This window comes from Streptomyces sp. NPDC096193 (genome assembly GCF_040302905.1).
In the GTDB taxonomy this organism is placed as follows: domain Bacteria; phylum Actinomycetota; class Actinomycetes; order Streptomycetales; family Streptomycetaceae; genus Streptomyces.
The window spans coordinates 59,101-83,510 of record NZ_JBEOSJ010000015.1; the positions used below are offsets into that span (position 1 = coordinate 59,101).

General features: G+C 70.2%; 21 protein-coding genes and 1 pseudogene. 13 read left to right on the top strand and 9 right to left on the bottom strand.

Features of this window, described 5'->3' with window-relative positions:
* Nucleotides 1–208 precede the first annotated feature (208 nt).
* The 10 genes and pseudogenes from ABTX78_RS21915 (at nt 209) to ABTX78_RS21960 (ending at nt 12,310) form a co-directional block, all read left to right on the top strand.
* Nucleotides 209–1,575: pseudogene (locus ABTX78_RS21915) on the top strand (esterase-like activity of phytase family protein).
* Between the two features lie 242 nt (nt 1,576–1,817).
* Complete coding sequence (locus ABTX78_RS21920) at nt 1,818–2,096, top strand: hypothetical protein (protein WP_352208462.1); 279 nt, start codon at nt 1,818–1,820, stop codon at nt 2,094–2,096.
* A 121-nt stretch (nt 2,097–2,217) separates the two neighbouring features.
* Nucleotides 2,218–2,436 (top strand): hypothetical protein, encoded by a 219-nt coding sequence (locus tag ABTX78_RS21925; protein ID WP_352208463.1) that lies wholly within the window; start codon nt 2,218–2,220, stop codon nt 2,434–2,436.
* A gap of 22 nt (nt 2,437–2,458) precedes the next feature.
* Nucleotides 2,459–3,037 carry an N-acetylmuramoyl-L-alanine amidase gene (locus tag ABTX78_RS21930; protein ID WP_352208464.1) on the top strand — a complete coding sequence of 193 codons (579 nt, stop codon included), beginning with the start codon at nt 2,459–2,461 and terminating at the stop codon, nt 3,035–3,037.
* 57 nt (nt 3,038–3,094) lie between these two features.
* Nucleotides 3,095–4,348, top strand: coding sequence for a GAF domain-containing protein (locus ABTX78_RS21935; RefSeq protein ID WP_352208465.1), 1,254 nt, complete (start codon nt 3,095–3,097; stop codon nt 4,346–4,348).
* A 168-nt stretch (nt 4,349–4,516) separates the two neighbouring features.
* Complete coding sequence (locus tag ABTX78_RS21940) at nt 4,517–5,986, top strand: aldehyde dehydrogenase family protein (RefSeq protein WP_313942641.1); 1,470 nt, start codon at nt 4,517–4,519, stop codon at nt 5,984–5,986.
* Complete coding sequence (locus tag ABTX78_RS21945) at nt 5,983–7,551, top strand: APC family permease (RefSeq protein WP_352208466.1); 1,569 nt, start codon at nt 5,983–5,985, stop codon at nt 7,549–7,551. Before ABTX78_RS21940 ends, ABTX78_RS21945 begins: the two co-directional genes overlap by 4 nt.
* Before the next feature lie 30 nt (nt 7,552–7,581).
* Nucleotides 7,582–9,144 (top strand): GMC family oxidoreductase, encoded by a 1,563-nt coding sequence (locus tag ABTX78_RS21950; RefSeq protein WP_352208467.1) that lies wholly within the window; start codon nt 7,582–7,584, stop codon nt 9,142–9,144.
* Between the two features lie 106 nt (nt 9,145–9,250).
* Nucleotides 9,251–10,774: an acetaldehyde dehydrogenase ExaC gene (gene exaC / locus ABTX78_RS21955; RefSeq protein WP_352208468.1), complete on the top strand. Its 1,524-nt coding sequence runs from the start codon at nt 9,251–9,253 to the stop codon at nt 10,772–10,774.
* Nucleotides 10,775–11,287: 513 nt separating this feature from the next.
* Entirely contained in the window at nt 11,288–12,310 is a 1,023-nt protein-coding gene (locus ABTX78_RS21960; RefSeq protein ID WP_352208469.1) for a hypothetical protein, read from the top strand.
* A 160-nt stretch (nt 12,311–12,470) separates the two neighbouring features.
* On the opposite strand, the gene ABTX78_RS21965 is transcribed toward ABTX78_RS21960, so the two are convergent.
* The 8 genes from ABTX78_RS21965 to ABTX78_RS22000 all read right to left on the bottom strand — a co-directional run bounded on the left by ABTX78_RS21965 (nt 12,471) and on the right by ABTX78_RS22000 (nt 19,294).
* On the bottom strand, nt 12,471–12,974 hold the full coding sequence (locus tag ABTX78_RS21965) for a winged helix-turn-helix transcriptional regulator (RefSeq protein ID WP_352208470.1): 504 nt from the start codon (nt 12,972–12,974) through the stop codon (nt 12,471–12,473).
* Entirely contained in the window at nt 12,971–14,029 is a 1,059-nt protein-coding gene (locus ABTX78_RS21970; RefSeq protein ID WP_352208471.1) for an LLM class flavin-dependent oxidoreductase, read from the bottom strand. Before ABTX78_RS21970 ends, ABTX78_RS21965 begins: the two co-directional genes overlap by 4 nt.
* Nucleotides 14,029–14,535, bottom strand: coding sequence for an SRPBCC family protein (locus ABTX78_RS21975; RefSeq protein ID WP_352208472.1), 507 nt, complete (start codon nt 14,533–14,535; stop codon nt 14,029–14,031). Before ABTX78_RS21975 ends, ABTX78_RS21970 begins: the two co-directional genes overlap by 1 nt.
* A gap of 121 nt (nt 14,536–14,656) precedes the next feature.
* On the bottom strand, nt 14,657–15,895 hold the full coding sequence (locus tag ABTX78_RS21980) for a cytochrome P450 (RefSeq protein ID WP_352208473.1): 1,239 nt from the start codon (nt 15,893–15,895) through the stop codon (nt 14,657–14,659).
* 286 nt (nt 15,896–16,181) lie between these two features.
* Entirely contained in the window at nt 16,182–17,573 is a 1,392-nt protein-coding gene (locus tag ABTX78_RS21985; protein WP_352208474.1) for an NAD(P)/FAD-dependent oxidoreductase, read from the bottom strand.
* Nucleotides 17,563–17,802 (bottom strand): ferredoxin, encoded by a 240-nt coding sequence (locus ABTX78_RS21990; protein WP_352208475.1) that lies wholly within the window; start codon nt 17,800–17,802, stop codon nt 17,563–17,565. The genes ABTX78_RS21985 and ABTX78_RS21990 overlap by 11 nt, the downstream gene beginning before the upstream one ends.
* A gap of 108 nt (nt 17,803–17,910) precedes the next feature.
* A complete protein-coding gene (locus tag ABTX78_RS21995; protein ID WP_352208476.1) occupies nt 17,911–18,582 on the bottom strand; it encodes a hypothetical protein in 672 nt (223 codons plus the stop codon).
* 538 nt (nt 18,583–19,120) lie between these two features.
* On the bottom strand, nt 19,121–19,294 hold the full coding sequence (locus tag ABTX78_RS22000) for a hypothetical protein (protein ID WP_352208477.1): 174 nt from the start codon (nt 19,292–19,294) through the stop codon (nt 19,121–19,123).
* 282 nt (nt 19,295–19,576) lie between these two features.
* On the opposite strand from ABTX78_RS22000, the gene ABTX78_RS22005 reads away from it, so the two are divergent.
* A complete protein-coding gene (locus tag ABTX78_RS22005) occupies nt 19,577–20,155 on the top strand; it encodes a DUF2332 family protein (protein ID WP_352208576.1) in 579 nt (192 codons plus the stop codon).
* Nucleotides 20,156–20,373: 218 nt separating this feature from the next.
* On the opposite strand, the gene ABTX78_RS22010 is transcribed toward ABTX78_RS22005, so the two are convergent.
* Nucleotides 20,374–21,024: a CatB-related O-acetyltransferase gene (locus tag ABTX78_RS22010; protein ID WP_352208478.1), complete on the bottom strand. Its 651-nt coding sequence runs from the start codon at nt 21,022–21,024 to the stop codon at nt 20,374–20,376.
* A gap of 515 nt (nt 21,025–21,539) precedes the next feature.
* Here ABTX78_RS22010 and ABTX78_RS22015 point away from each other — a divergent pair.
* Nucleotides 21,540–22,856: an MFS transporter gene (locus ABTX78_RS22015; protein WP_352208479.1), complete on the top strand. Its 1,317-nt coding sequence runs from the start codon at nt 21,540–21,542 to the stop codon at nt 22,854–22,856.
* A 96-nt stretch (nt 22,857–22,952) separates the two neighbouring features.
* Nucleotides 22,953–24,263: a condensation domain-containing protein gene (locus ABTX78_RS22020; protein ID WP_352208480.1), complete on the top strand. Its 1,311-nt coding sequence runs from the start codon at nt 22,953–22,955 to the stop codon at nt 24,261–24,263.
* Nucleotides 24,264–24,410 lie beyond the last annotated feature (147 nt).

A 24,410-nucleotide genomic window follows, 5' to 3' on the forward strand; every position in this document is an offset into this window, starting at 1 on the left:
GGCGGCTCTCGCGCGCGGCCGAGGGTGGGGGGTGCGGCCGACCGCTCGTGGCCGAGCGCGGCAGCCCACCCGGCCGGGGAAGCTGAACAGACCAGTCCCGTACGGGCGATGGCGGTATGTCAGGCCGCGTTCATCCGGATGCCTCATGGCGTTCGGCGTGAACGCACACTCTGTCCGCTGTCAGTCGATCTGTAGGCCAGGAGGCCCGATGTCCCCGTCTGCGCATGTGTTGCCGCGTTCCGTACGCCGTTCCCTTGCCGCGGGGCTGCCCATCGCCCTCGTCGCGGCGATCGCCGTGGCCGGCACCGCCACGGGCGCGCCCGGTCACGCCGGCGGACACGGAACGGCTCCGCGCGTGACGGGCACCGCCGTGCTCGGGGACATCGCGCTGGGCCGGTTCAGCAATTCCCTGCTCAAGGGATCGGTCGTTGACGATCGCGGGTCGACCTGGGCGGGATCGGCAGCGACATCTTCCCCGCAGGCCGCGAGGGCGAGTTCTGGACGGTGACCGACCGCGGGCCCAACGGCCAGATCAAGATCGACGGCACGAAGCGCCGCACGTTCCCGGTGCCCGGGTTCGATCCGGCCATCGTGAAGGTGCGGGTGTCCGGCGACCGGGTGGAGGTGCTGACCGCATTGCCGATCACCACCTCGCGGGGCAGGGCCGTCACCGGTCTGCCGAACCAGCCGTCCCGCGACGAGGCCCCCTACACGTACGACGCGTCCACTCCGCTCTCGTACGACCCGAACGGCCTGGACACCGAGGGCATCGTCCGCGCGGCCGACGGCACCTTCTGGCTGGCCGACGAGTACGGGCCCTCGCTCGTCCATGTCTCGTCCCGCGGCCGGGTACTGGCGCGCTATGTGCCCAAGGGTCTGGGACTGCGGGGCGCCGGTTACCCGGTCATCGAGGCGCTGCCGTCCATCCTGCTCCAGCGCAAAACCAACCGTGGTTTCGAGGGGCTGGCCCAGCTGCCCGGCGGCGATCTCGTCCTCGCGGTGCACAGCCCGCTGTCCGTGCCGGACGAGGACGCGGGTGAGGCGTCGCGCAACGCCCGCCTGCTCCGCTTCTCGCCCATAAAGCGCGCAGTGACCGCCGAGTACGCCTACCGCTTCGACGCGGTGGACGTCGTCGACCCGGGTGAGGACGATCCCTCGGAGCTGAAGATCTCGTCGCTGGTCGCCCTCGGCCGCGACACTCTGCTCGTCCAGGAGCGCACGGATGCCTCGTCCCGGGCGCACCGTGTCACGTTGCCGCGCGGCGCGGGCATCCTCGGCAGCCGCTGGGACAGCGCCGCGACCTCCCCCTCCTACGAGCAGATCGAGGACCCGGCGGCAGCGGGGGTCCCGGTGCTGCGCAAGAGCCTGGTCGCGGACTTCGGCAAGGTCGCGGGTGTCCCCGGGAAGGTGGAGTGCATCGCCGTGACGGGCCGGAATACGCTCGCGCTCATCAACGACAACGACTTCGGCATGACGGACGGGCCCGAGGCCTTCGACGCTCAGGGCCGGCTGGTGGACAGCGGCATCGAGACGACCGTGACGTACGTGCGTCTGCCGCGCCCGCTGCACGGCTGAGCCCGCCCCATCGGGAGCCGCCCCTGCACTGAGCGGGGGTGGCTCCCGATGGTCAACGCCCCTTCCCCGTTTGGCCTTTGACCGCGCGCGACGTCTTCCGCCCCTCGCGCGGTGTCCGACCGTACTGTGCTCTCGCGGCCGGTCCGCGCCGGCCGGCGGACGGGAGAGTGGACGGAAGCACCGGACAATCAGCGACCCGCGGATCGTGACCGTGCGCCGGCGACTGGACGCCGTCGACGACCATGCCGCTGTTCGGGGCGCTCACCGCCACTCACGCCACGGTCACGTTTCAGGACCCACTGCCCGCGGTGGTGTGGATGCCCGGACCGTCGGCGTCGCGCCCGGTGCGGTCCGCACTGGTCCCGGACGCGCACGGCGGGACCATGGACGCGCCCGAGATGCGCGCCGGCGTCACCTGCCACCCGGTCTTCCACGTGCCCGGCGCGCTGCCGAGCCCGGGTGAACGGCACGCCCGGCGGGATAAGGGCGAGGCCAGCGGCGTGGCGGTCGAGTGCGCATGAACACGGTGGTCGTGGCCGCGCTGCCCAAGGGCGTGCCGACGCCCTGGCCGCGTATCGATTTCACACATCACGTCAACGTACTCCGCGCGCCCGCTCGAAGACGGGTTTCCGGATCTCCCGGTTGGACCTGGTCCAGCGGCCGGCCGGGGACTACGGACCGTGCCGGCCGGATGCGCACCACCTGGTCGACCAGTCGGGTGAGGCACCGCTCGCCGGTGTCTGCGACACCAACCACACCCGCGTCGCCGAGATCCGCAAGGAACGGCTGCCGGCAGGAGATCCTCAGGGCGGCCTCCACCCCTCACCTGCGGGAGGTCGCCCCGCACTGCCCCGCTTCTGACACCCCCACCAGGAGAGGCCCCATGGACCGTAGACACCTGCTCAAGGGCGCCGCGGCCGTCGCCGCCACCGGCGTCCTGCTGCCCGCGGCCCGCGCTCAGGCCGCCGACGATGACACCGACTTCCCCACCGCCGAGTGGCTCCCGGCGACGGCGTCCAACTTCACCCCGTCGAGCCGCCCTTCGTCGTACCCGGTGAACTTCGTCGTCGTCCACGTCACGCAGGAGACCTTCGGCGACACCATCGACATTTTCCAGGACTCGGCCCGGCAGGTCTCCGCCCACTACGTCGTGCGCTCCGCGGACGGCCATGTGGCGCAGTGCGTGCGGGAGCGGAACGTGGGCTGGCACGCGGGCAATTGGGACTACAACACCCGCAGCATCGGCATCGAGCACGAGGGCTGGGTCGACAGGCCGGAGTACTTCACCGACGTCCTCTACGAGCGGTCCGCGGCGCTCACCGCCTCCATCTGCGACCGCTACGGCATCCCCAAGGACCGCACGCACATCATCGGCCACCACGAGGTCCCCGGCTCCACGCACTCCGACCCCGGACCGCTCTGGGACTGGGGCCGCTACATCCGCCTCGTGAACTTCACCTGACGCCGGGACGCTTGTCGCGCCCCTCCGCCTGAGCCACGATGGGCCGGGGAGGCCGAGTTGAGCGACGCATGGGTGGCTCTCGAACCTGGCGCGGACCCGTCGGAGCGCATCGCCGCGCTGCGCAGGGCCTACGACGCCTATCTGACCGCGGGCCGTGTCGAGCGGCCCGTGCGATCCGTGGTGGCCGACTCCTGGAAGCGCTCGGCCCGGGCCCGTGTCAGCCCCGACGGCACGGCCGGCGTCGAGCTGGACGACGACGCCCTCACCGCCTGCCGCGAGGATCACCCGCTGGCCCGGGTCATGCCGCTGATGCGGGAGCTGATGGGCGCGTACGCCATGGACGGCGAACACCTCGTGGCCGTCTGCGACGCGCACGGACGGCTGCTGTGGGTCGAGGGTCCACCCACCACCCGGCGCAGGGCCGATCTGATGAACTTCGTGCCGGGCGCCCGTTGGGCCGAAGCCGTCGCCGGGACGAACGCCCCGGGCACGGCGATCACGCTCGACCGGCCGGTCCAGGTCTTCGCGGCCGAGCACTTCCGCCGTCCGGTCCAGGCCTGGACGTGCGCCGCGGCCCCGATCCACGATCCCGCGACCGGGCGGCTGCTCGGGGCGGTGGACATCACCGGCGGCGACCGGCTGGCGCACCCGCACAGCCTCGCGTTCGTCGGGGCCGTCGCGCGGGCGGCCGAGTCCCAGCTGGCACTTCTCGCCCCACCGCCGTCCGCGCAGAGCGTGCAGCTGTCGGCGCTGGGACGCGACGAGGCGCTCCTGGTGACGGGCGGGCGCAAGCTGCGGCTTAGCCGCCGGCACAGCGAGATCATGGTGCTGCTCGCCCACCGGCCGGAGGGTGTCGGCGGCGACGAACTGATGATCGAACTGTACGAGGACGAGTCGGTCACCCCCGTCACCCTCCGGGCGGAACTGTCCCGGCTGCGCGGACTGCTCGGTCCGGATCTGCTGCTCTCCCGGCCCTACCGGCTGGGCGTGCGCGTCGACGCGGACTTCGACGCGGTGGCCCGGCGGCTCGCCTCGGGTTCGGTGACCGGGGCGCTCACCGCGTACGCCGGTCCCTTGCTGCCGGCGTCCCAGTCGCCGGCGGTGGCGCGGCTGCGCCGGCGTCTGGAGGGTCAGCTGCGGGCCGCACTGATCGCCCGCGGCGATCCGGGCCTGCTCGCCGACTGGGCCTACAGCCCCTGGGGCGAGGACGATCTACCGGTGTGGCGGGCGCTGGCCGGCGCGCTCCCTTCGGCCCAGCGGCCGTCCGCCCTCGCACGCGTACAGGAACTGGACGCCTGGCAGCGGTCCTGACGAGAGCCGGGCCGACAGCCCTCGCTTACCCCGTCGGGCGCTGTTGCGCGACCGAATGACCGCTCCGTACTGCGAATCCCGCGCTACCTCCTTACTGTCGGTTGGAGCACCAAGGTCCGACCCCGCCGCGACGGGGTCGCCCGGCCGTTCGACCCGGAGGAGCACGCCATGCCGGAGCTTTTCATCGGCGGCAAGTGGACTGCCGCGCTCGACGGGCAGGTGCGTGAGATCCGCTGCCCCGCGGACGGCACCCTCGTCGCCACCGTCGACGAGGCCGGCCCGAAGGACGCGGCGGCGGCGATCGCCGCCGCCCGCGACGCCTTCGACCGGGGCCCGTGGCCCCACACCGCGGCCGCCGACCGCGGCAGGGTGCTGCTGCGCGTCGCCGACCTGCTGGAACGCGACAAGGACGCGTTCGCCCGAGCCGAGTCCCTGGACACCGGGAAGCGGCTCGTGGAGAGCGAGTACGACATGGACGACATCGCGAACTGCTTCCGGTACTTCGGCAACCTGACGGCCGCCGGGGGCGAGGACCGGATCGTCGACACGGGCAACCCGGAGGTGGACAGCCGGGTCGTGCACGAACCCGTCGGGGTGTGCACGCTGATCACGCCGTGGAACTATCCGCTGCTGCAGACCGCCTGGAAGGTCGCTCCCGCGCTCGGTGCGGGCAACACGTTCGTCCTCAAGCCCAGCGAGCTCACTCCGCACACCTGCATCATGCTGATGCGGCTGCTGACCGAGGCGGGAGTCCCCGCCGGCGCGGCCAACCTGATCCTCGGCGCCGGTCCCACGGCAGGTGCCCCGCTCAGCGAGGACCCGCGGGTGGACATGGTCTCGTTCACGGGCGGTCTGGTCACCGGGCGGCGCATCATGGCGGCCGCCGCACCCACGGTGAAAAAGGTCGCGCTCGAGCTGGGCGGCAAGAATCCCAACATCGTCTTCGAAGACGCCGACTTCGACGCTGCCGTCGACTACGCGGTCATGGCCATTTTCCTGCACTCCGGCCAGGTCTGCTCGGCCGGTGCCCGGCTGCTGGTCCAGGACGATCTGCACGACAGGTTCGTGGACGCGGTGGTGGCCCAGGCCAAGGAGATCAGGCTCGGTGGCCCCTTCGACCAGAACGCCCGTACCGGACCGTTGATCTCCGCCCAGCACCGTGACAAGGTCGAGGCCTACGTGGCGGCAGGTCTCGCCGAGGGCGCTGTGCTGCGCTGTGGCGGCAAGCGTCCCGACGACCCGGCGCTGCAGGACGGCTTCTACTATCTGCCGACCGTGCTGGACGAATGCGCTCCGGGCATGTCCGTCGTCCGTGACGAATCGTTCGGTCCGGTGCTGACCGTTGAGCGGTTCCACGACGAGGAGGAGGCGGTCGCCCTTGCCAACGACACTGTCTACGGCCTGACCGGCGCGGTCTGGTCGCAGGATGTCGGACGCGCCCACCGGGTGGCTTCCCGGGTGCGCGCCGGAACCGTGTGGATCAATGACTTCCATCCGTATGTTCCCCAGGCGGAATGGGGCGGGATGAAGCAGTCCGGCTTCGGCCGCGAGCTGGGCCCCGCGGGTCTCGCGGAGTACCAGGAGGCCAAGCACATCTGGCGCAACCTCAGCCCACGTCCCCAGCGGTGGTTCTCATGAGTGTTCATGACGGCAGCAAAGGTGGTGCCCAAGGCCAGGAGGACGACGAGGCGCTCGGCGCACTCGGCTACAAACCCGAGCTGAAGCGCACCCTCGGCAACTTCCACACCTTTGCGGCCGGCATCAGCTACATCTCGATCCTCACCGGCACCTTCCAGCTCTTCTACTTCGGTGTCTCCTTCGGCGGGCCGGCCTACTGGTGGTCGTGGCCGATGGTGTTCGTCGGGCAGCTGATGGTGGCCCTCTGTTTCTGCGAGCTGGCCGCCCGCTACCCGGTGGCAGGGTCCGTCTACAACTGGGCCAAGAGCATGGGCGGCCCGCACGTGGGCTGGCTCGGCGGCTGGATGATGATGACGGCCACCATGGTGACGCTCTCCGCCGTGGCCCTGGCGTACCAGATCACGCTGCCGCAGATCGACAGCTGGTTCCAGTTCGTGGGTGACGGCAGTGGCGAGAACGACGCGGCGGCCAACGCCGTCCTCCTCGGCACGGTGCTCATCCTGTTCTCCACCCTGGTCAACGCCTTCGGCGTCAAGCTCATGGCACGCATCAACTCGGCAGGGGTGTTCATCGAACTGGTCGCCGCCGTGGCGCTGATCATCTTTCTGGCGGCGCACATCACCCGCGGTCCGAGCACCGTGCTCACGGAGACCTACGGGCTCGGTCAGGGCCAGACGCTGGGATACTTCGGCGCGTTCCTGACGGCCTCACTGGCGTCGGCGTACGTGATGTACGGCTTCGACACCGCCTCGTCGCTGGGCGAGGAGTCGCACGACCCGAGCCGCAACGCACCCCGTGCGATCCTGCGCGCGCTGGTCGCCTCGTTCCTCATCGGCGGTCTGATCCTGCTGTTCGCCCTGATGGCGGTCCCCAACCTCGCGTCCAAGGAACTGTCCACGGCCGGACTGCAGTTCGTGGTCCTCGAGACGCTCGGTTCGACCATCGGCGAGATCTTCCTGTGGTGTGTGGTCGTCGCCATCACGGTCTGTGTGCTGGCGGTCCAGGCGGCCGGTATCCGGCTGATGTTCGCCATGGCGCGCGACAACAACCTCCCGGCGGGCACCCATCTCGCCAAGGTCAGCCCCCGCTTCAAGACGCCCGTGGTGCCTGCGGTGGTGATCGGCGTGGTGGGCGTGGTCATCCTGGTGATCAACATCAACCAGCCGCAGATCTTCTCGGTGATCACCAGCATCGCGATCATCATGATCTACGTGGCCTATCTCCTGGTCACCACACCGATGCTGATCAAGCGGCTGCGGGGCCGGTGGACCCCTGCCGAGGGCAAGTTCTCGCTCGGCAGGTTCGGTCTCCCCGTCAACCTCCTCGCGGTGCTGTGGGGTCTGGCCATGTCCATCAACCTGGCCTGGCCGCGCGCCGAGGTGTACAACGCCACCGGTCCGCAGCACTGGTACCTGCGGTGGGGTGCGTTCGTGTTCATCGGCATCGTCGGGCTCGGCGGCTTCGCCTACTACTGGTTCGTCCAGCGGCACCGCACCGGTGTCCTCGAGTCGCACCGTTACGTCGCGTCGACAGGCGCCGGTGAACCGCCCGTCCCCTCCGCCTGACTCTCCCCACGAACGACTTCTGGAGACGCCATGCCCGCACAGAGCCCCGACCAGGAGTTCGACTACGTGGTGGTCGGCGGCGGGACCGCTGGCGCCGTCATCGCCGCGCGCCTGTCCGAGGATCCGGACGTGAGCGTCTGTGTGCTGGAGGCGGGCCCCTCCGACGTCGGTGACGACAACATCCTGCGGCTCGACAAGTGGATGGCTCTGCTGGAGTCCGGATACGACTGGGACTATCCGATCGAGCCGCAGGAGAACGGCAACAGTTTCCTGCGGCACGCCAGGGCGAGGGTGCTCGGCGGCTGCTCCTCGCACAACTCCTGCATCGCGTTCTGGGCCCCGGCCGAAGATCTCGACGAGTGGGGTGCGATGGGCTGCACGGGCTGGAGCGCGAAGGACTGCTTCCCGCTCTACCAGCGACTGGAGAACAACGACGCCCCCGGTGACCACCACGGGCGCACGGGCCCGGTCGTCATCCGCACGGTGCCGCCGATGGACCCCTGCGGGGCGGCGTTGCTGGAGGCGTGTGCCGCCGCCGACATCCCGACCACGCCCTTCAACACCGGAAGCACCGTGGTGCGGGGCGCCCACTGGTTCCAGATCAACCGGCGTGAGGACGGCGTCCGTTCGTCCGCATCGGTGTCGTATCTGCACCCGGTCCTCGGCAAGCGGCCGAACCTCGACGTGCGTACGGGACTCCAGGCCAGGCGGCTGCTGTTCGGTGACGACGGCGGGTGCACCGGGGTGGAGTACCTGGAGCCCGACACCATCCACACCGGATCGCTCACGGCCCGGCGTGAGGTCGTCCTCTCCTGCGGCGCCATCGACTCGCCCAAGCTGCTGATGCTGTCCGGCATCGGCCCCGCAGGTCATCTTCGGGACGTGGGGATCGATGTGCGCGTCGACTCCCCCGGTGTCGGCTCCCACCTCCAGGACCACCCGGAGGGCGTGATCATGTGGGAGGCCAAGCAGCCCATGGTCGACCGGTCCACCCAGTGGTGGGAGATCGGAATCTTCACCAACACCCGGCCCGGCCTGGATCGGCCGGACCTGATGTTCCACTACGGCTCGGTGCCGTTCGACATGAACACCTACCGGCGGGGCTACCCCACCACCGACAACGCGTTCTGTCTGACGCCGAACGTGACCCGTGCCCGGTCGATGGGCACGGTCAGGCTGCGCACGCGCGACTTCCGGGACAAGCCCAGGGTGGACCCCCGCTACTTCACGGACGAGCACGACATCCGGGTGATGACCCACGGCCTGCGTCTCGCCCGCGAGATCGTCTCCCAGTCGCCCATGGCGGACTGGGCGGGCACGGAACTGGCCCCCGGTCCGGCGCTGCAGAGCGACGACGAACTGTTCTCCTACATCCGCGAGACACACAACACCGTCTACCACCCCGCCGGGACGGTGCGGATGGGCCCGGCCGACGACGCCGACTCCCCCCTGGACCCGCAACTGCGGGTGAAGGGCGTGCCGGGACTGCGCGTGGCCGACGCCTCGATCATGCCGTTCCTGACGACGGTCAATCCGTGCATCACGACCATGATGATCGGCGAGAAGTGCGCCGACATGATCAAGTCGGGCTGAGGCTCCGCCGCACGTCCCGTGCAACGTCCTCGCAACCTCCCGGCCCCTAGCCTCCCGTCAGGCGCCGCCCAAAGGCGGGCGGCACCCTCACCGGGAGGCCCTGGAGATGACCCGATACGCAAGCCCGGGCAGTGACGGCGCGATCGTCTCGTACCGCCCTCGCTACGACCACTGGATCGGCGGCCGCTACGTCCCGCCGGCCCGCGGCGAGTACTTCGAGAACCCGAGCCCCGTCGACGGCCGCCCGTTCACGGAGATGGCACGCGGCACCGCCGGCGACATCGAAGCCGCGCTGGACGCGGCACATGCCGCGGCGCCCGCGTGGGGCCGCACCTCGGCGGGCGACCGTGCGGGCATCCTGCTGAAGATCGCCGACCGTATGGAGGCGCATCTGGAGGAGCTGGCGGTCGCCGAGAGCTGGGAGAACGGCAAGCCGGTCCGCGAGACACTGGCCGCCGACATCCCCCTCGCCATTGACCACTTCCGCTACTTCGCCGGGGCGCTGCGCGCCCAGGAGGGGTCGCTGAGCGAACTCGACGACGACACCATCGCGTATCACTTCCACGAGCCGCTGGGCGTCGTCGGCCAGATCATCCCGTGGAACTTCCCGATACTGATGGCGACGTGGAAGCTCGCCCCCGCGCTGGCCGCCGGCAATGCCGTGGTCCTCAAGCCCGCCGAACAGACCCCGGCCTCGATCCACTTCTGGCTGAGCCTGGTCGCCGACCTGCTGCCGGACGGTGTCGTCAACATCGTCAACGGCTTCGGTGTGGAGGCGGGCAAGCCGCTCGCGTCCAGCCCGCGCGTCGCGAAGATCGCGTTCACCGGCGAGACCACGACGGGGCGGCTGATCATGCAGTATGCCTCCGAGAACATCAAGCCGGTCACGCTGGAACTCGGCGGCAAGTCGCCCAACATCTTCTTCGACGACGTCTGGGCGGCCGACGACGACCTGCGCGACAAGGCGCTCGAAGGCTTCACGATGTTCGCCCTCAACCAGGGCGAGGTCTGTACCTGCCCCTCGCGGGCACTCATCCAGCGCGGCCACTACAGCGAGTTCCTCGAAGCGGCTATCGCCCGCACCGAGATGATCGTGCCCGGCCACCCCCTGGACACCGACACGATGATCGGCGCCCAGGCCTCCAACGACCAGCTGCAGAAGATCCTTTCGTACCTCGACATCGGCCAACAGGAGGGCGCGAAGATCCTGACGGGCGGTCAGCGCATCGAGCACGACGGGGAACTGGCCGGCGGGTACTACGTCCAGCCGACGATCTTCGAGGGCGACAACCGTATGCGTGTCTTCCAGGAGGAGATCTTCGGCCCGGTCGTCGCTGTCACCTCCTTCTCGGACTTCGACGACGCGATCACGACCGCGAACGACACGCTGTACGGCCTGGGCGCTGGCGTGTGGACCCGCGACATCAACACGGCGTACCGGGCGGGCCGCGCCATCCAGGCGGGCCGGGTGTGGACGAACTGCTACCACGCGTACCCGGCACACGCGGCGTTCGGCGGCTACAAGCAGTCGGGGATCGGGCGGGAGAACCACCGGATGATGCTGGAGCACTACCAGCAGACGAAGAATCTGCTGGTGAGCTACTCGCCGAAGAAGCTGGGCTTCTTCTAGAAGCGCGAAGAGGGGCGCCTGACCAGGCGTGATGCCGGTCGGGCGCCCTTCGCGACACGCGGGTGAGCGGTAGGTCGGAGATACCTTGCTCGCGATATCTCCGACCGGAGTCTCCGACCGGAATCCCAGCTCCGACCAGCAGCTCCGGGCATGCCGGCATGCACTGATCCATTCCGGCGCGGGCGCGTCCCTTTGATCGACATCGCTGCCTTCCTGGTTTCACCGCGTGAGTCCGGTGGCAGGAAAAGAGATCATGAACCCCGTGCCGACCACGGGCTGCCTCACGTCCCTGGGGACGACGACGCAGCCGGCGGGCTCTGCTTCGGCCGCACCTGTCGTCAGCTTCCCACCGCGGCGCAGATGCGCCCGAGCAGTCCCGCTCGTCCGGTGTGCCGCACGATGACGCCGCCGCCACCCGGCCCGCAGCGCCTGGTCCTTGTAGCCGATCCCGGCGTGCCCTCAGAGGTCGCCCGGGCTCTGGCCCCCCGTCTGCCCCAACACCTCACCCGGACAGTGAGCAGCCGGGTCGAGTGGGTGGTGGACACCGTCACCGCTCCGCTGGTCGGTGCGGAGCAGGTCGGCGTCTCCGACATCGCGGACGCCATCGACCGCCACCTGCAAGGCATCGAGTGGGACATCGCCATCTTCGTCACGGACCTGCCGCGGCGAGCGAAGCTGTACCCGATCAGCGTGGAAGTCGACAGGGAACACCGTGCCGCAATGATCTCCCTGCCCGCCCTGGGGTCCCGCCGACTCCGTCGGCGGGTTCGGGAAGCGGTCGTGGACATCGTCCGGCAGCTCGTCACACAAGAAGACGCAGTGCAGCACTCGGAGGTCATCGGCCGCCCACCTCACGAGGCGGTCCCCAGCACCGATGCCGCTGCCGACACGACGAGACGCTACGTTGTGCCCGGTCTGCGGGGACACATTCGCCTCGTCGCCGGAATGGTCCGCGCCAACCGTCCCTGGCGGCTGTTCGGCTCCCTGTCACGCGGTATGGCCGGCGTGTTCGCCACGGCGACGGTGTTGTTCATGAATACCGCCACCTGGACTCTCGCCACCCAGCTGGGTGCCTGGCGGCAGGCTGTCATCATGGCGGTGGCGGCGCTGGCACTCACCGCATGGATCATCATCGACCACGGACTGTGGGAGCGGGCCGATGACCTGCCTGACCGCCACAATCCCCTCTACCCCTACAACCTGGTCACTCTGCTCACCATCGCGCTCGCGGTTGTCGTTCTGGCAGCTGTCCTTTTCGCGGTTCTGGTCGCCGTGTCGTTCCTGTTGCTGACCACACCCGCCCTCCAGAGATTCACCGGACGCCCGGCGGGTGCCGACGACTACGTCTCCCTGGCCTGGTTCATCACCTCCATCGCGATGGTCGGCGGTGCCTTCGGCACCAGCCTGGAAACCCACGACCAGGTACGTGACGCGGCCTACGGACAACGCCAGCGGGCACGTCAGCGGCAGCTCAAGGAGCGGTCGGAACGGACCGACGACGGCACGGACACGCCACCGAGCAGCCCTGGTCGGTGATGCCGACAGGCCGTGGCCGCTCAGGGCGGGCACACGTCGCCGTCCGGCGGGACGCGTCACCGGTGAGCGGCCCGGCTGCCGTCCGCCGCCCGTGCAGGTGCACGGCGGCATGCCCGATGCCCCTTGGCGACGCGGTCGGCCTCGACGCCACCGCGCCCACCTACGAGCGCGCGAAGCGGCGCCGGACGTCGGGGCGTTCCTTGAGCTTCTCCGGGTAACCCGGGCCCATCCGTGCGGACGTGTTCTCGGACCGCATCGGGTCGCCGCACGCGGAGCACACCACCTCGGGGTGGGCGTCGTGGCCGCACGTGTCGTGGTGGAGGGTGATGGGAACGCCCTCCTCGCCCGCGAGCCACCGATCCCCCCACCGCGCCATCGCGGCGAGGACCGGAAAGAAGTCGCGCCCCTTCTCGGTCAACAGGTACTCGTGACGAGGAGGCTCGCTCTCGTAGAGCCGTCTCTCCATCAGTCCCTCGTCCACCAGCCGGCGCAGGCGGTCGGCGAGTGTGTTGCGGGCGATGCCCAGTTCCTGCTGGAACTCGTCGAAGCGACGGCTTCCGTAGAAGGCCTCCCGCAGCAGCAGGGACGTCCAGGCGTCACCGAGGAGATCGACGGTGCGGGCGATCGAGCAGGGCCAGTTCGCGAAGGACTTGCGCGCGCTCATGACTCGTCGCCGACCTCATGAACCAGCTCGATCGCTCTGCCCAGGGTGGCCAGCCGCGCATCCAGGGTCTCACCGGCCGGATAGAGACGGACGGTGTCCACACCCGCGTCGCGCCACACACGCAGGCGTCGTCGCACCATGTCCTCCGTGCCGATCAGCGTCGTCGCCAGCACCATCTCGTCGGTGACCAGGCCGGCCGCGCCGTCACGGTCGCCGGTCTGCCAGCGCTCCCGTACCTCCGCGGCCACGTCCGCCCAGCCCTGGCGGCTGTAGGCGTGGTTGTAGAAGTTGGTCGACGCCGAGCCCATCCCGCCGAGACTGAAGGCCAGTTCCTTCTTGCGGTCGGCGACCATGGCACCGAGCGCCTCCTCGTCGGGAGCGAACGCCACTTCGGCGCCCTGGCAGACGTCGAACTCCGCGCGGCTGCGCCCGCTGCGGGCCAGCCCCTCGTCCAGCGGGGCGAAGTAGGCCTCGCCCGCGCCTTCGGGGACGAAGCTGGTGCCGAGCCATCCGTCCGCGATGCGCCCGGTCAGCCTGAGCATGGCGGGTGACAGGGCGGCCAGGTGGATCGGAATCCGGTGCTGGGCGCGCTGGGAGATCCGCATGGGGACGGCATCTCCGCCGGGGAGCGGGATCTGGAACTCGCTGCCGGTGTAGGAGACCTTGCCGCCTTCCATCACCTGCCGCACGATCTCCACGGTCTCGCGGACACGGGCCAGAGGGCGGGCGAACGGTACTCCGTGCAGGCCCTCCATGACCTGGGGGCCGGAGGGCCCGAGGCCGAGCAGGAACCGTCCGCCGGAGAGGTTGGACAGGGTGATGGCCGTCTGTGCGAGGGCGACCGGTGTCCGCGTACCGACCTGCATCACGGCGGAGCCGAGAAGCATCCGATCGGTGCGTGCCGCGTAGAAGCCCAGGGCGGATGGGGCGTCGGAGCCCCAGGCCTCGGCCACCCAGCAGATGTCGAGGCCGAGTTTCTCGGCCTCGACAACGAAATCCGTCTGGTCGGACCATTCGGCCCCACCGGCCGCCTCGATCGTGGTCGCGGTCCGCATCACGCCTCCGCCAGCTTCTTGATGTGCGCGAGGACACCGGTCATGTTGCGCTCGAACTCCCGCAGGCGTACGAAAACGATCTTCTGCTCCTTGTCGGGCATCGCGTCGATGGCGAAGGACAGTCCGGAGCGGCCGGGACCCATCTGCATCCACTGCGACAGTTCGGTCCCGCCGTCCTTCGGCTCCAGCCGGAAGCGCCAGACCGCGCTGGGATTCTCCGTGTCCCCGACGGCCCACGCGAAGACGCGCCCTCGGTCGTACTCGATCACCTGCGAGGTGGTTTCCCACTCTCCGAACGAATCGTGCTTGTTGCGGCCGACGAACCTGGCACCGAGGGCGGGCCGAGTGGCGCCGTCCAACCACTCGACCGACTGGAGCTCATCGCTCATGGTCGGCATCAGGGTCACATCCGAGACCAGTTCCCACACCCGGTCCGGTGGAGCGCCGACCCGGGCCCGTACCTCGACCGTTGGCTTGTCGGCGTAGCGCGCGCCTGTCCATTCCACGATGGTCCAGCCTCCTCGTCCGCGACGTTGAGGCATGGTTGCGTAACGAGACTCAGCACGTCAATGGGATCAACGGCGCTTGTTGCGCTGTGCTGTGGACCGCGATCCCCGTGGCCGGCTCCTACGGCCGCAAACCGTCGATCTCGATGTGAAGATGGCGGGGTCCGCGCAGGACGGCGTTGCGGCGGTAGGGCGGAGGGTCTTCCACCAGGCGGGGGTTGTCGAGTCTGCGGGCGAGTTCGGCCAGGGCGACCTGGGCCTCGAGGCGGGCCAGCGGAGCGCCGAAGCAGGCGTGGATACCGCTGCCGAGTCCGAGGTGCTCGATGTCCTTCCGGTCCGGGTCGAAGCGGTCGGGATTCTCGAAACGTTGCGGGTCACGATTGCCCGACGCCAGCACCAGCCACAGTGACGCGCCCTTGGGGATGGTGACACCGTGGACCTCGATGTCGGAGATCGGTGTGCGCTGCGGCAGCAACTGCACCGGCGGTTCGTAGCGCAGCAGTTCCTCCACGATCGGCACGGCCATGCGCGGCTCGTCCCGCAGTCGTTGAAGGACATCGGGGTGACGCAGCAGCGTGAGCATCCCGTTGGTGATCAGGTTGACCGTCGTCTCATGGCCTGCGATCAACAGCAGGGCCGCGGTGCTGAGCACCTCCATCGTCGACATGGGTCCGCCCGGTCCCACGTTGGTCACCAGCGCGGACAGCATGTCGTCGCGCGGCGACTTGCGCCGCTCCTCGATCAACCCGGCCAGATACATGCCCAGTTGCGTCTTGGCCTCCTCGGCGACACGGGCCTGCTCGGAGCGGTCCTCGCTCGGAGCGGGGTCCAGGCTGGCAGCGAGGGTGTCGGCCCAGGTGTGAAAGCGCGACTCGTCCTCGCGCGGCACCCCGAGGAGCCGGCAGATCACGGTGACGGGGAAGGGGTACGAGAACTGATCGACCAGATCCACACGGCCACCGTTCGCGAGCCCGTCGGTGAGACCGTCGATGAGACCGGAGACGATCTCCCCGAGTTCGGGGCGCATGTCCTCGACGCGCCGCGGGCTGTGCGGCGGCCCGAAGGGTCGGTTGGTCATGCCACGCAGCCGGTCGTGCTCCGGGGGGTCGAGCCGCAGGAAGCTGGGCGGCAGGCTCGTCTCCTCGGGCTGTTGCAGGTCGTCGGCCACAGACGCGGAGAGATTACGGGCCTCGGAGCTGATCCGTGGATCGTGCAGCAGGCCCAGGATGTCGTGGTAGGTACTGACGACGTACGGGCCGTCCTCGTCGTGGATGACCGGTGTCTTCCGGAGCTCCGCGTAAAGGGGGTAGGGGTCGGCGCGGTTGGCGTAATCGGTGATCTGCTGCAGGAGTGACGTCATCACGGGTCCTTGTGGGCGTGGGCGCCTGCCGGGGAGGCGTTGCCGGAGACGGTTCGGGCGGTGGAGTGGTCCGGCCTCCGGACGGACCCGTACCGGGGGTGCCGCGGGACGGCGTGCGATCCTCGTGCGGACGGCAGTTGCCGTGCGTCCGGCAGTGGTCGTACGTCCGCCCATGGGCGCACGGTCGGCAGTCGCCGTGCGGCGGGTACCAGCCACACGGCCGGTACTCGTCGTACGGCCGGTACTCGTCGTACGGCGTGCGGACGTCGGCCTGTTGCGGTCGTCATCATCGGCCGGGGGTGAAGACCATCCGCCGGTCGGCGGGCGAGTAGCCGCTGAGGGTGACGGTCGGCGTGTGGGAGGGCACGGAGGGGTCCGGGAAGTCCGCCGGGAGCGGGCGCTGCCCGTCGGTCCGCCTGTCCAGGGTCGCGAACGGCGGTGGGAAGGGCGCGGTCGACTCGATCAGCCGCTGGTAGAAGGGCAGCCATCGCGCGCTGTCGAAGGTCACTGCGCCGATGACGCGCCCCTGGTAGCCGTACACGCCGGTGAACCTGCGCTCGGCAAGCGCACCCTGGCTGATGAGGATCTCCTCGCCCATGGACGGCACCCCGACCGATTTGATGTTCACGCCGAACTGGGAGGACCAGAAGGCCGGCACCCACATGTGCGGGCGGCGGTCCGCGGCGGCGCTGATCATGTTGTGGGCGGCGGTTTCGGCCTGCGAGACGGCGTTGCCCCAGTGTTCCAGGGACAGGAACTGGTACCCGAACAGCGGATGCGGGGACCTCGCCACATCGCCGGCCACGAAGACGTCGTCGGTCACGATGCCCCGGATGTCGAAGGCTCGGCATCCGGCGTCGCACGCGATGCCACGGGGGCCCGCGCCCAGTCCTGATCCGGCCAGCCATTCGGTGTTGCGGGTGGCACCGAGCGAGACGACGACGATGTCCGCCTCGATCTCGCTGCCGTCGGACAGATGGGCGGCTCGCACGCGTCCCGCGGAGTCGCCCTCCAGCGAGGTGACCATGACGCCGGTGCGCAGATCCACGCCGTTCTCGCGCTGGAGCTGTGCGGCCACGTCGCCGATCACACCGCCGAGAGCGCCGACCAGGGGCGCGGCGGCGCGTTCCGCGACGGTGACCGGGATCTCGCGCTCGCGGCACGCGGACGCGATCTCCGAGCCGGTGAATCCCGCCCCGATCACGAGCACTCTGCGTGGTCCCTGAGAAAGCCGGCTATGGAGCCGGGCGGCGTCGTCGCAGGTGCGCAGGACGAAGACTCCGTCGAGCTCCGCCTCGCCCTCGACCGGCCACGGACGGGCACGCACACCGGTCGCGATCAGCAACCGGTCGTACGGCACCTCGTCGCCGTCGGCGAGCCGCACCCGCCGGGCCGCCATGTCGAGACCGGTGGCAGCGACCCCGAGGCGCCACTGCGCGTCCGGGTCCCGTCGCCGGGGAAGCGCGGTGCGATCGGCGGTCGCCTTCCCCAGCAGGACCTGCTTGGACAGAGGCGGCCGGTCGTACGGCTCGTACGGCTCATCGCCGATGAGGGTGAGGGACCCGGCGAAGCCCTCCTCCCGCAGCGTCTCCGCTGCCCTCAGACCGGCCAGTGACGCGCCGACGATCACGATCCGTCCTTCGCGCCTCAACCATTCCAGCTGGTGCTCACCGTCCATGGGACGCCTCCTCGGCCTGAGCGGGGGCAGCCGGTTCGTCCAGACCCTCGACGAGGATGGCCTGGACGGGGCACGCGGCTACGGCACGCGCGACGTGGTCCTTCTGCTCGGCGTCGGCCTGCGGGTTGTACAGCAGTCCCTCGTCGCCATGCAGGGTGAAGACGTCGGGTGCGAGGAACGCGCACTGCGCATATCCCTGGCAGCGGTTCAGATCGACGACAAGCCTCATCAAAGGGCGCCCTTCCAGTGGTTCCGAGCCCAGCTTGCGGCTGCTGTCCGGTTGTCGCGAGCACAGAGGGCCAGAAGCGTCATGGGTCCACCGACACCGGGATCGGGGTCATGGTGAGGGAGCGGGTGCGGTGGGCCGGGGACGCAGACTGCCCACGAGGATGTGCAGGCTGACGATCAGTGCCCACAGCGGGAAGACCAGCTCCGACCAGGCGATGCTGTCCGTCACGAAGAGCAGCGTCAGGGCGACGAGATAGCCCAGGATCGACAGCCATCGGGGAAGGACGCCGAGCTGGTGCCCGATGGAGGAGGTCGCCAGGGTGAACACCGCTGCCATGCGCATCGAGTAGGTCGTCAGCAGGCCGAACGTGAAGTGCAGACCGAAGGACTGCAGTTGCGAGCCGGATGCGGTCCCGGGCGCACTCGCCGCCGCCAGCAGGCCTCCGGCTGCCGCCGCCGCGCCGAAGAGGGTCGCCACGAAGAGCAGACCGCTGCCCAGGAAGACGGTGGAGACGAACTTGTCCTCGGCGTCCCCGATGCGTGCGCGGACGGTGCCCATGAACCAGAGGAAGAAGATGCCCGCGAACGGGATGATGCCGAGGGCCGTCTGCACCGTCTCCCGCCGTGAGGCGTCGGAGATCCACGCCTTGCTCACATCGTCCAGGTCCTCGGGCAGCGTCAGACGCATCAGAACGATGGCGGTGCCGAGCAACAGAGCGAAGACGACGCCCACCACGCCCGCGGCGCGCGGAGTACGCAGCGCCTGATGTCGTTTCTCCATGGGCGCCGCACGCTCCCTCTCCGCGTCCGTGATCGCCCGCCATAGGGGCGGACCTCTCCCAACAGGAAAGGGTCAGCATGCGTGGCGGGGCCACTCCGGGGGGTGCGGGAGAGTGACGGGTGGTCGGGTAGGGGCCGTCTCCCGCGTCGCGGCCCGGTGGCTGGGGCGGCGGGTGCCTGCGGGCGTGGTGATGGTGAGCAGCAAGCCGCGACCGGGAGGCCCGGCCGCGGCTTGCTGCTCGACATTCCGGGTGTCGCGGAGGGGCGCCGCACGGGCTGCCCTGGGCCGCTGTGTCAGCAGCCCGGAGTACGGTCCGCCTGGTCAGGCCGGACGGCGACCGCGCCGAGCACGACGACCTTTCGTCCCGCGCTCGGCCGACCGCAGGACTGTGGCCGGTGCAGAAGTGGTTCGGTGCGACCCTGTTCCGCATGAACCGGCCGCTGCCGCATCGGGTCCCGCCACAGCAGGTCGACGGCCGAGCACGTCAGCCCCGGCATCTGACGGAACGCCACGAGACGCGCTCCAACGGTCGCCTCCGTCACGCCTGACCAGACGCACCACCGCCGTGGTCGGCAGGGTCGACGGGGTCGTGCCAACGGCTGCTACTTCCGTGGGCGCGATCGCGCCGCACGTCGACAGCCCACAGGATCGCGCCGAACACCACGAGGACCGCGGCGAAAGCGCCGACCACAACCCACATTTCAGCACTCATGAGGCCAGCGTTCCCTGAAGATCACGGCGGTAGTGCGGACTTGAGCAAGCTCAGAGGTGATCGTGCCCATCCTTGCCGCCCGTGTCGCGTCCCTCCCGGGCCGGGTGGCGGCCGTTGAGGAGCTGGGGCAGCGACACCGTTCACGACTGGTTCGTCGAGCTGGTCACGGACCTGGATCATCCGACATGAACTCTCAGGCCGGCTGTCCGCCCAAGCCCATCATCGGGCCGGCGGCGTGTTACGGGGCAGCCGGACTCCCGCTTCTTCCGACGCTGCGGCGGCATCAGCTACAGCAACGGCCAGTCGCTGGGCGACCCCTCGTCTCCCGTGCAGATGCCGTGTTCGGTCGTGGGAGACCGGCCCATCCCGGCGCGGGCGATGCCCCAGGTCGTCGCCAGGGTCGGCATCGACCTCGATCCGGTCGATGTCACCGACGTGGACGAGGCCCGATGGCTGCATGCCTGTCTGGCGCCGGATCAGCCGGAGCAGGCCGCGAGGCTGGAAGCGGAGACGGCGTTGGCGGTGACAGTCCCTCCGTCGCTGCTGCGCGGTGACGCCGTCGAGGTGATGTCTGAAGCCTTCGCGCGTGTGCCCGCAGACGCCTTGCCTGTTGTCACCACCACCTGGGCGCTCTCGCGCTTCTCGCTCGAGAGCCGCCTGCGCTTTCTGCACCGGCTCGATGAGGCTGCGTCCGGCCGGGCGGTGGCGTGGGTGTCGGCGGAGGGCGTCGGTGTCGCGCCGACGATCCCCACGCTCGGGGACCGCCGTGCCTCCGGCCACAGCATCATCGGCCTGGCGGTGTTCGACGGTCGGGTCTGCGCGCCGAGGCCGTCGGGCGCTGCTGGTCGCAGGGCCGGTTGATGGCGTGGCTGGCGGACTCCTGAGGCAGCGCCCCGATCGCCGCCTCGGAGGGCTCACGGGTCCGGGAGTCGGGGAGAAGTCGAGCAGCGTGGTGATGCCGCCGTCGACGGGGCGGGGCCGCCGGCCTGGTGCCGGTGTCCATGCCCCCCGGGCCGGTGTACGGTCGCGTACCCGGCGAGCGTGCCATGACGTAGCCGGACCGTACGGCCGCACGCGCGTCAACCGTGCAGGGCGCCCGGGGCGGCGGCTTCCAGGTCGGCGATGCTGCCCGACATGATCGTGCGCACATGCTCGGTGATGTGCTCCGCGGGCCAGTCCCACCAGGCCACCGCCAACATCCGGGCGATGTCCTGCTCTTCGTAGCGGGTGCGGATGAGGCGGGCCGGGTTGCCGCCGACGATGCCGTAGTCGGGCACGTCGCCCGTGACGACGGCGCCGGAGGCGATGATCGCGCCGTGTCCGATGTGCACGCCGGGCATGACCATCGTGCTGTTGCCGAACCAGACGTCATTGCCGACGACGGTGTCCCCTCGGTTCGGCAGACCCGTGAGCAGGTCGAAGTGCTCGGCCCAGGACCCGCCCATGGTGGGGAAGGGGAACGTCGAGGGGCCGTCCATCCGGTGGTTGGCGCCGTTCATGATGAACCGCACTCCCGTGCCCAGCGCGCAGAACTTGCCGATGATCAGCTTCTCCGGCCCGTAGTGGTAGAGCACATTGCGCGTCTCGAAGGCTGTCGGATCGTCCGGGTCGTCGTAGTAGGAGTACTCCCCGACCTCGATCAGTGGGGACTTCACCAGTGGCTTGAGCAGCACCACCCGCGGCTGTTCGGGCATCGGATGGAGGACCGTCGGGTCGGCAGGCACGGGCATGGCGGGCGGTTCCTTCGGAGTTGCGTGTCGGTGTCCCGCCCCATGATCGCCGTACCGGGCCGGCCGGGGTACGGATTTACACCCCCCGCTACGCACAGCGACTACCCGTCGGAGCGGCCGGGCTCCTCGTCCTGGGTCGTTGCGGGCTTCGTGGGTGCTGACGAGACGTGAGTGCCGCGCCGGCCGACCGACCGGGCCGCCTCCTGCGCGGCACCATGCACGACCGTCACGCCTATAGCGCCTGTCACTCCGTTGTCGAACACCGAGTGTGAGCGGACGGCTATTTTCGGTCAGAGGTGCGATTCGTCGTGCCCTGGGCCGGATCCACCCGGGATCGGCCATACGTTCCGGGCAGCGATCGTCCCGCCCAGGCACCCTCATGTGATGCATTCATCCGGGCGTTCCCCTCATCTGGCGAAGAATTTGCCGTTCCGGTGAAGGAAGTGACAAAGAATCGACCGAAAGTGACGTTTCCGTTTTGACGGGTGATCGGCCTGGCGGTGAAGGTCTGCCGCATGGCCCCCTCACCCCCCGTCGCCTCCAGCGGTCTGCTGGGTATGCGCGACTTCCGTCTCCTGCTCGCCGGCGCGGCCGCCGGACAGGTCGGCGCTCACGTCACCCTAGTCGCGCTGCCGTTGGTGGCCGTTCTCGTGCTCAAGGCGCCGGCGTTCGAGGTGGGGCTGCTCACCGCGGCCGAGACAGCCGCGTTTCTGTTGATCGGGCTGCCCGCGGGCGCCTGGGTCGACCGGATGCGCAAGCTGCCGCTGATGATCCGGGCCGATGTGGTGCGCGCCGCCGCCATGGCCAGTGTGCCGCTGGCGGCCGTGGCCGACGTCCTGACGATGGCGCAGCTGTACGTCGTGGCGCTGGTCACCGGAGCGGCGACGGTGTTCTTCGACGTGGCCCACCAGAGCTATCTGCCCCAACTGCTCCCCAAGGAACAGCTCATGGCGGGCAACGGAGCCCTGGAGACCGTCCGCTCGTCGGCCCAGGTCGCGGGGCCGGGGCTCGGTGGCGGGCTCGTCCAGCTGGTGGGCGCGCATCTGGCGATCGTGGCCGACGCGATCGGCTACGCCGTGTCCGCACTCTTCCTGATGGCCATGAAGCGGCCGCCGGAGCCCCGGCCCGAGCCCGTGCCGGGGGCCTCCTTGCGCGCGGACATCGGAGAGGGCCTGCGTTTCGTGCTCGGCCACCCCCTGTTGCGGGTCATCGCCGCCACCACCGGTCTCGGCAACTTCTTCACGGCGATACTGATGGCCACTCAGACCGTGTTCCTGGTGCGGGTGGTGGGTCTGGAGCCCGCCTCCGTCGGACTGATGCTCTCCGTGTCCGCCGCGGGCGGACTCCTCGGCGCGATCACTGCGGGCGCCCTGGCCGGCCGCCTCGGCCAGGCCCGCATCATCTGGCTCTCCGCGCTGGCGACCGGTCCGTTCGCGCTGCTGTGGCCGCTGTCCGGCCACGGCGCCTCCGCAGTGCTGTTCGCCGTCGGCTCGGGTGTCGTCTCCTTCGGTGCGGTCGTCTACAACGTCGCCCAGGTCAGCTTCCGGCAGACACTCTGCCCGCCCCGGCTTCTCGGCCGTATGAACGCCACCCTGCGCTTCCTCGTGTGGGGCACCCTCCCGCTCGGCGCCGTGGTGGGCGGTGCCGTCGCGGGCTCGTTCGGCGCGCGCGCCGCGCTGTGGGTCTGCGCCCTCGGATTCCTCCTCGTACCGATTCCGCTGCTCTGCTCCCCCCTGCGCCGGATGCGCGATCTGCCGGCTCCGCCCGAGGACGTGGACGACCCTGGCGCGAGCGGCCACGGCAGCGGTGCCGAACCCGTCACCGTCGCCTGACGCTCACCCCGTTGCCCGCGCCCACCACTTGTCGCCGCCGTCCCACCCGAGCGTCATCGGGTGGGTCGCGCGCGCGTCCACGCCCGAGAGGATCACGTGCACACCAGCATCACCGGCCAGTACCTGGCCCGCTTCCGACGTATCGCCGACGCCGACACGGGGGCCGGACTGCTGCCCGTCACCGGGGCGCAGCGGCGCTTCGTCCTGGTGCGGGCCATGGACCCCGCCGGACGGCCGGACACCGTCCCGATGTTCTTCGCCTTCCCCCGCGGCACCGTGGACCCGGTGCGGCTGAGGGAGGCGGCGAACCACCTGGCGGCCCGTCACCCGGTGCTGCGTGCCCGTCCCGAGGTGATCCGTGGCACTCCGGCGCTGCGACTCGAAGCGGCGGACGTCCCCGTGGAGCGCGTACGGCCCGTGCCGGAGGAGACCTCGGCCGACGCGCTGCGCCGGGCGGTGTCCGCGTGGAGTGCGGACGGATCTCCGATGCGGCTGTATCTGACCGATGACGAACAGGCCGACGAGGAGATCCTCGGCATCGTGCTCGACCACATCGCCTGCGACGGTCAGTCGCTGGCACGCGTCGTCGACGACCTGGGCGACACCTACCGCGACGCACTGGGGCCGAATGACCTCGCACCCGCCGACGCCGAGGCGGAACTGGCGGCGTACCGCGAGGCGGTCCAGCTCCAGCTGGACGCCGAGCAGCGCGGCGGTGCACCGGCCGCGCTGGAGTACTGGGGCGACCGGCTGCGTGCGGTCCACGAACGCGCGCCTCTGCCCCGGCCCCGGGACCCGGCGCCCGGCGTACTGCCCACCGGGGCGGCCGAGTTGCGGCGTAGTGCCCCGGCAGGTGGCGTACCGTTCCCCGCGCTGCTCGACGCCTGCCGAGCGACGGCTCGTGCCTTGTACGGGCCCGGCCATGTGCCGCCGGTCGGGTATCCGTGGGGCGGGCGCCCGGCAGCCGCGGCTCAGGTGCTGGGCTGCTTCCTCAACACCGTCGTCTTCCCCGCCCGAACGCACGACGCGCCGCAACTCCCGGAGAACGGCGGGTCGGAGGCGACAGCCACCGCCTGGTGGGACGACCTGGACCGGGCGGACACCCCGTTCGACGAGGTGGTGCACGCCGCCCGGTCGGCGGGCTCCCGGTGGACCGGACGGCTGGACGGACTGCTGACCGTGGACGACGCCCGGCGGCGTCCTCCGCTGACCCTCGGCGGGGTACCCGGCCGCGAGGTCCACGTCGACGGACGCCCGGTGCGCGCGCCGTTCGCCGTGTCGCTCACGCAGGGGCCGGAACTGCACATCCGCATGGTGTGGGACCGCTCGGTGCTGGACGACGAAGCGGCCGAGGACGGGTTCACCGCCTTCTGCCGGGCGCTGCCGGCACCGGACACCACCCTCTGAACCATCTGCCCGGACCTCGACGGCGGCGGCAGCAGCACCGCACCGCCGGCGCGAGACCACAGCACAACACCACAGCCCGGCACGGCAGCTCCGCGCGATCCGCGGACCGGCCGACGACCTACGGGCAGGGAGCGCAACCGTTCCCGG

Excerpts from the sequence above, each read along its gene's own strand:
- ABTX78_RS21995 (WP_352208476.1), bottom strand. The coding sequence starts at position 18,582 with ATGGAGAAACGACATCAGGCGCTGCGTACTCCGCGCGCCGCGGGCGTG.
- ABTX78_RS21920 (WP_352208462.1), top strand. The coding sequence starts at position 1,818 with ATGCCGCTGTTCGGGGCGCTCACCGCCACTCACGCCACGGTCACGTTT.
- ABTX78_RS22010 (WP_352208478.1), bottom strand. The coding sequence starts at position 21,024 with ATGCCCGTGCCTGCCGACCCGACGGTCCTCCATCCGATGCCCGAACAG.
- ABTX78_RS21965 (WP_352208470.1), bottom strand. The coding sequence starts at position 12,974 with ATGAGCGCGCGCAAGTCCTTCGCGAACTGGCCCTGCTCGATCGCCCGC.
- ABTX78_RS21970 (WP_352208471.1), bottom strand. The coding sequence starts at position 14,029 with ATGCGGACCGCGACCACGATCGAGGCGGCCGGTGGGGCCGAATGGTCC.
- exaC (WP_352208468.1), top strand. The coding sequence starts at position 9,251 with ATGACCCGATACGCAAGCCCGGGCAGTGACGGCGCGATCGTCTCGTAC.
- ABTX78_RS21985 (WP_352208474.1), bottom strand. The coding sequence starts at position 17,573 with ATGGACGGTGAGCACCAGCTGGAATGGTTGAGGCGCGAAGGACGGATC.
- ABTX78_RS21930 (WP_352208464.1), top strand. The coding sequence starts at position 2,459 with ATGGACCGTAGACACCTGCTCAAGGGCGCCGCGGCCGTCGCCGCCACC.
- ABTX78_RS22000 (WP_352208477.1), bottom strand. The coding sequence starts at position 19,294 with ATGAGTGCTGAAATGTGGGTTGTGGTCGGCGCTTTCGCCGCGGTCCTC.
- ABTX78_RS21940 (WP_313942641.1), top strand. The coding sequence starts at position 4,517 with ATGCCGGAGCTTTTCATCGGCGGCAAGTGGACTGCCGCGCTCGACGGG.
- ABTX78_RS21990 (WP_352208475.1), bottom strand. The coding sequence starts at position 17,802 with ATGAGGCTTGTCGTCGATCTGAACCGCTGCCAGGGATATGCGCAGTGC.
- ABTX78_RS21980 (WP_352208473.1), bottom strand. The coding sequence starts at position 15,895 with ATGACGTCACTCCTGCAGCAGATCACCGATTACGCCAACCGCGCCGAC.
- ABTX78_RS22015 (WP_352208479.1), top strand. The coding sequence starts at position 21,540 with ATGGCCCCCTCACCCCCCGTCGCCTCCAGCGGTCTGCTGGGTATGCGC.
- ABTX78_RS21945 (WP_352208466.1), top strand. The coding sequence starts at position 5,983 with ATGAGTGTTCATGACGGCAGCAAAGGTGGTGCCCAAGGCCAGGAGGAC.
- ABTX78_RS21950 (WP_352208467.1), top strand. The coding sequence starts at position 7,582 with ATGCCCGCACAGAGCCCCGACCAGGAGTTCGACTACGTGGTGGTCGGC.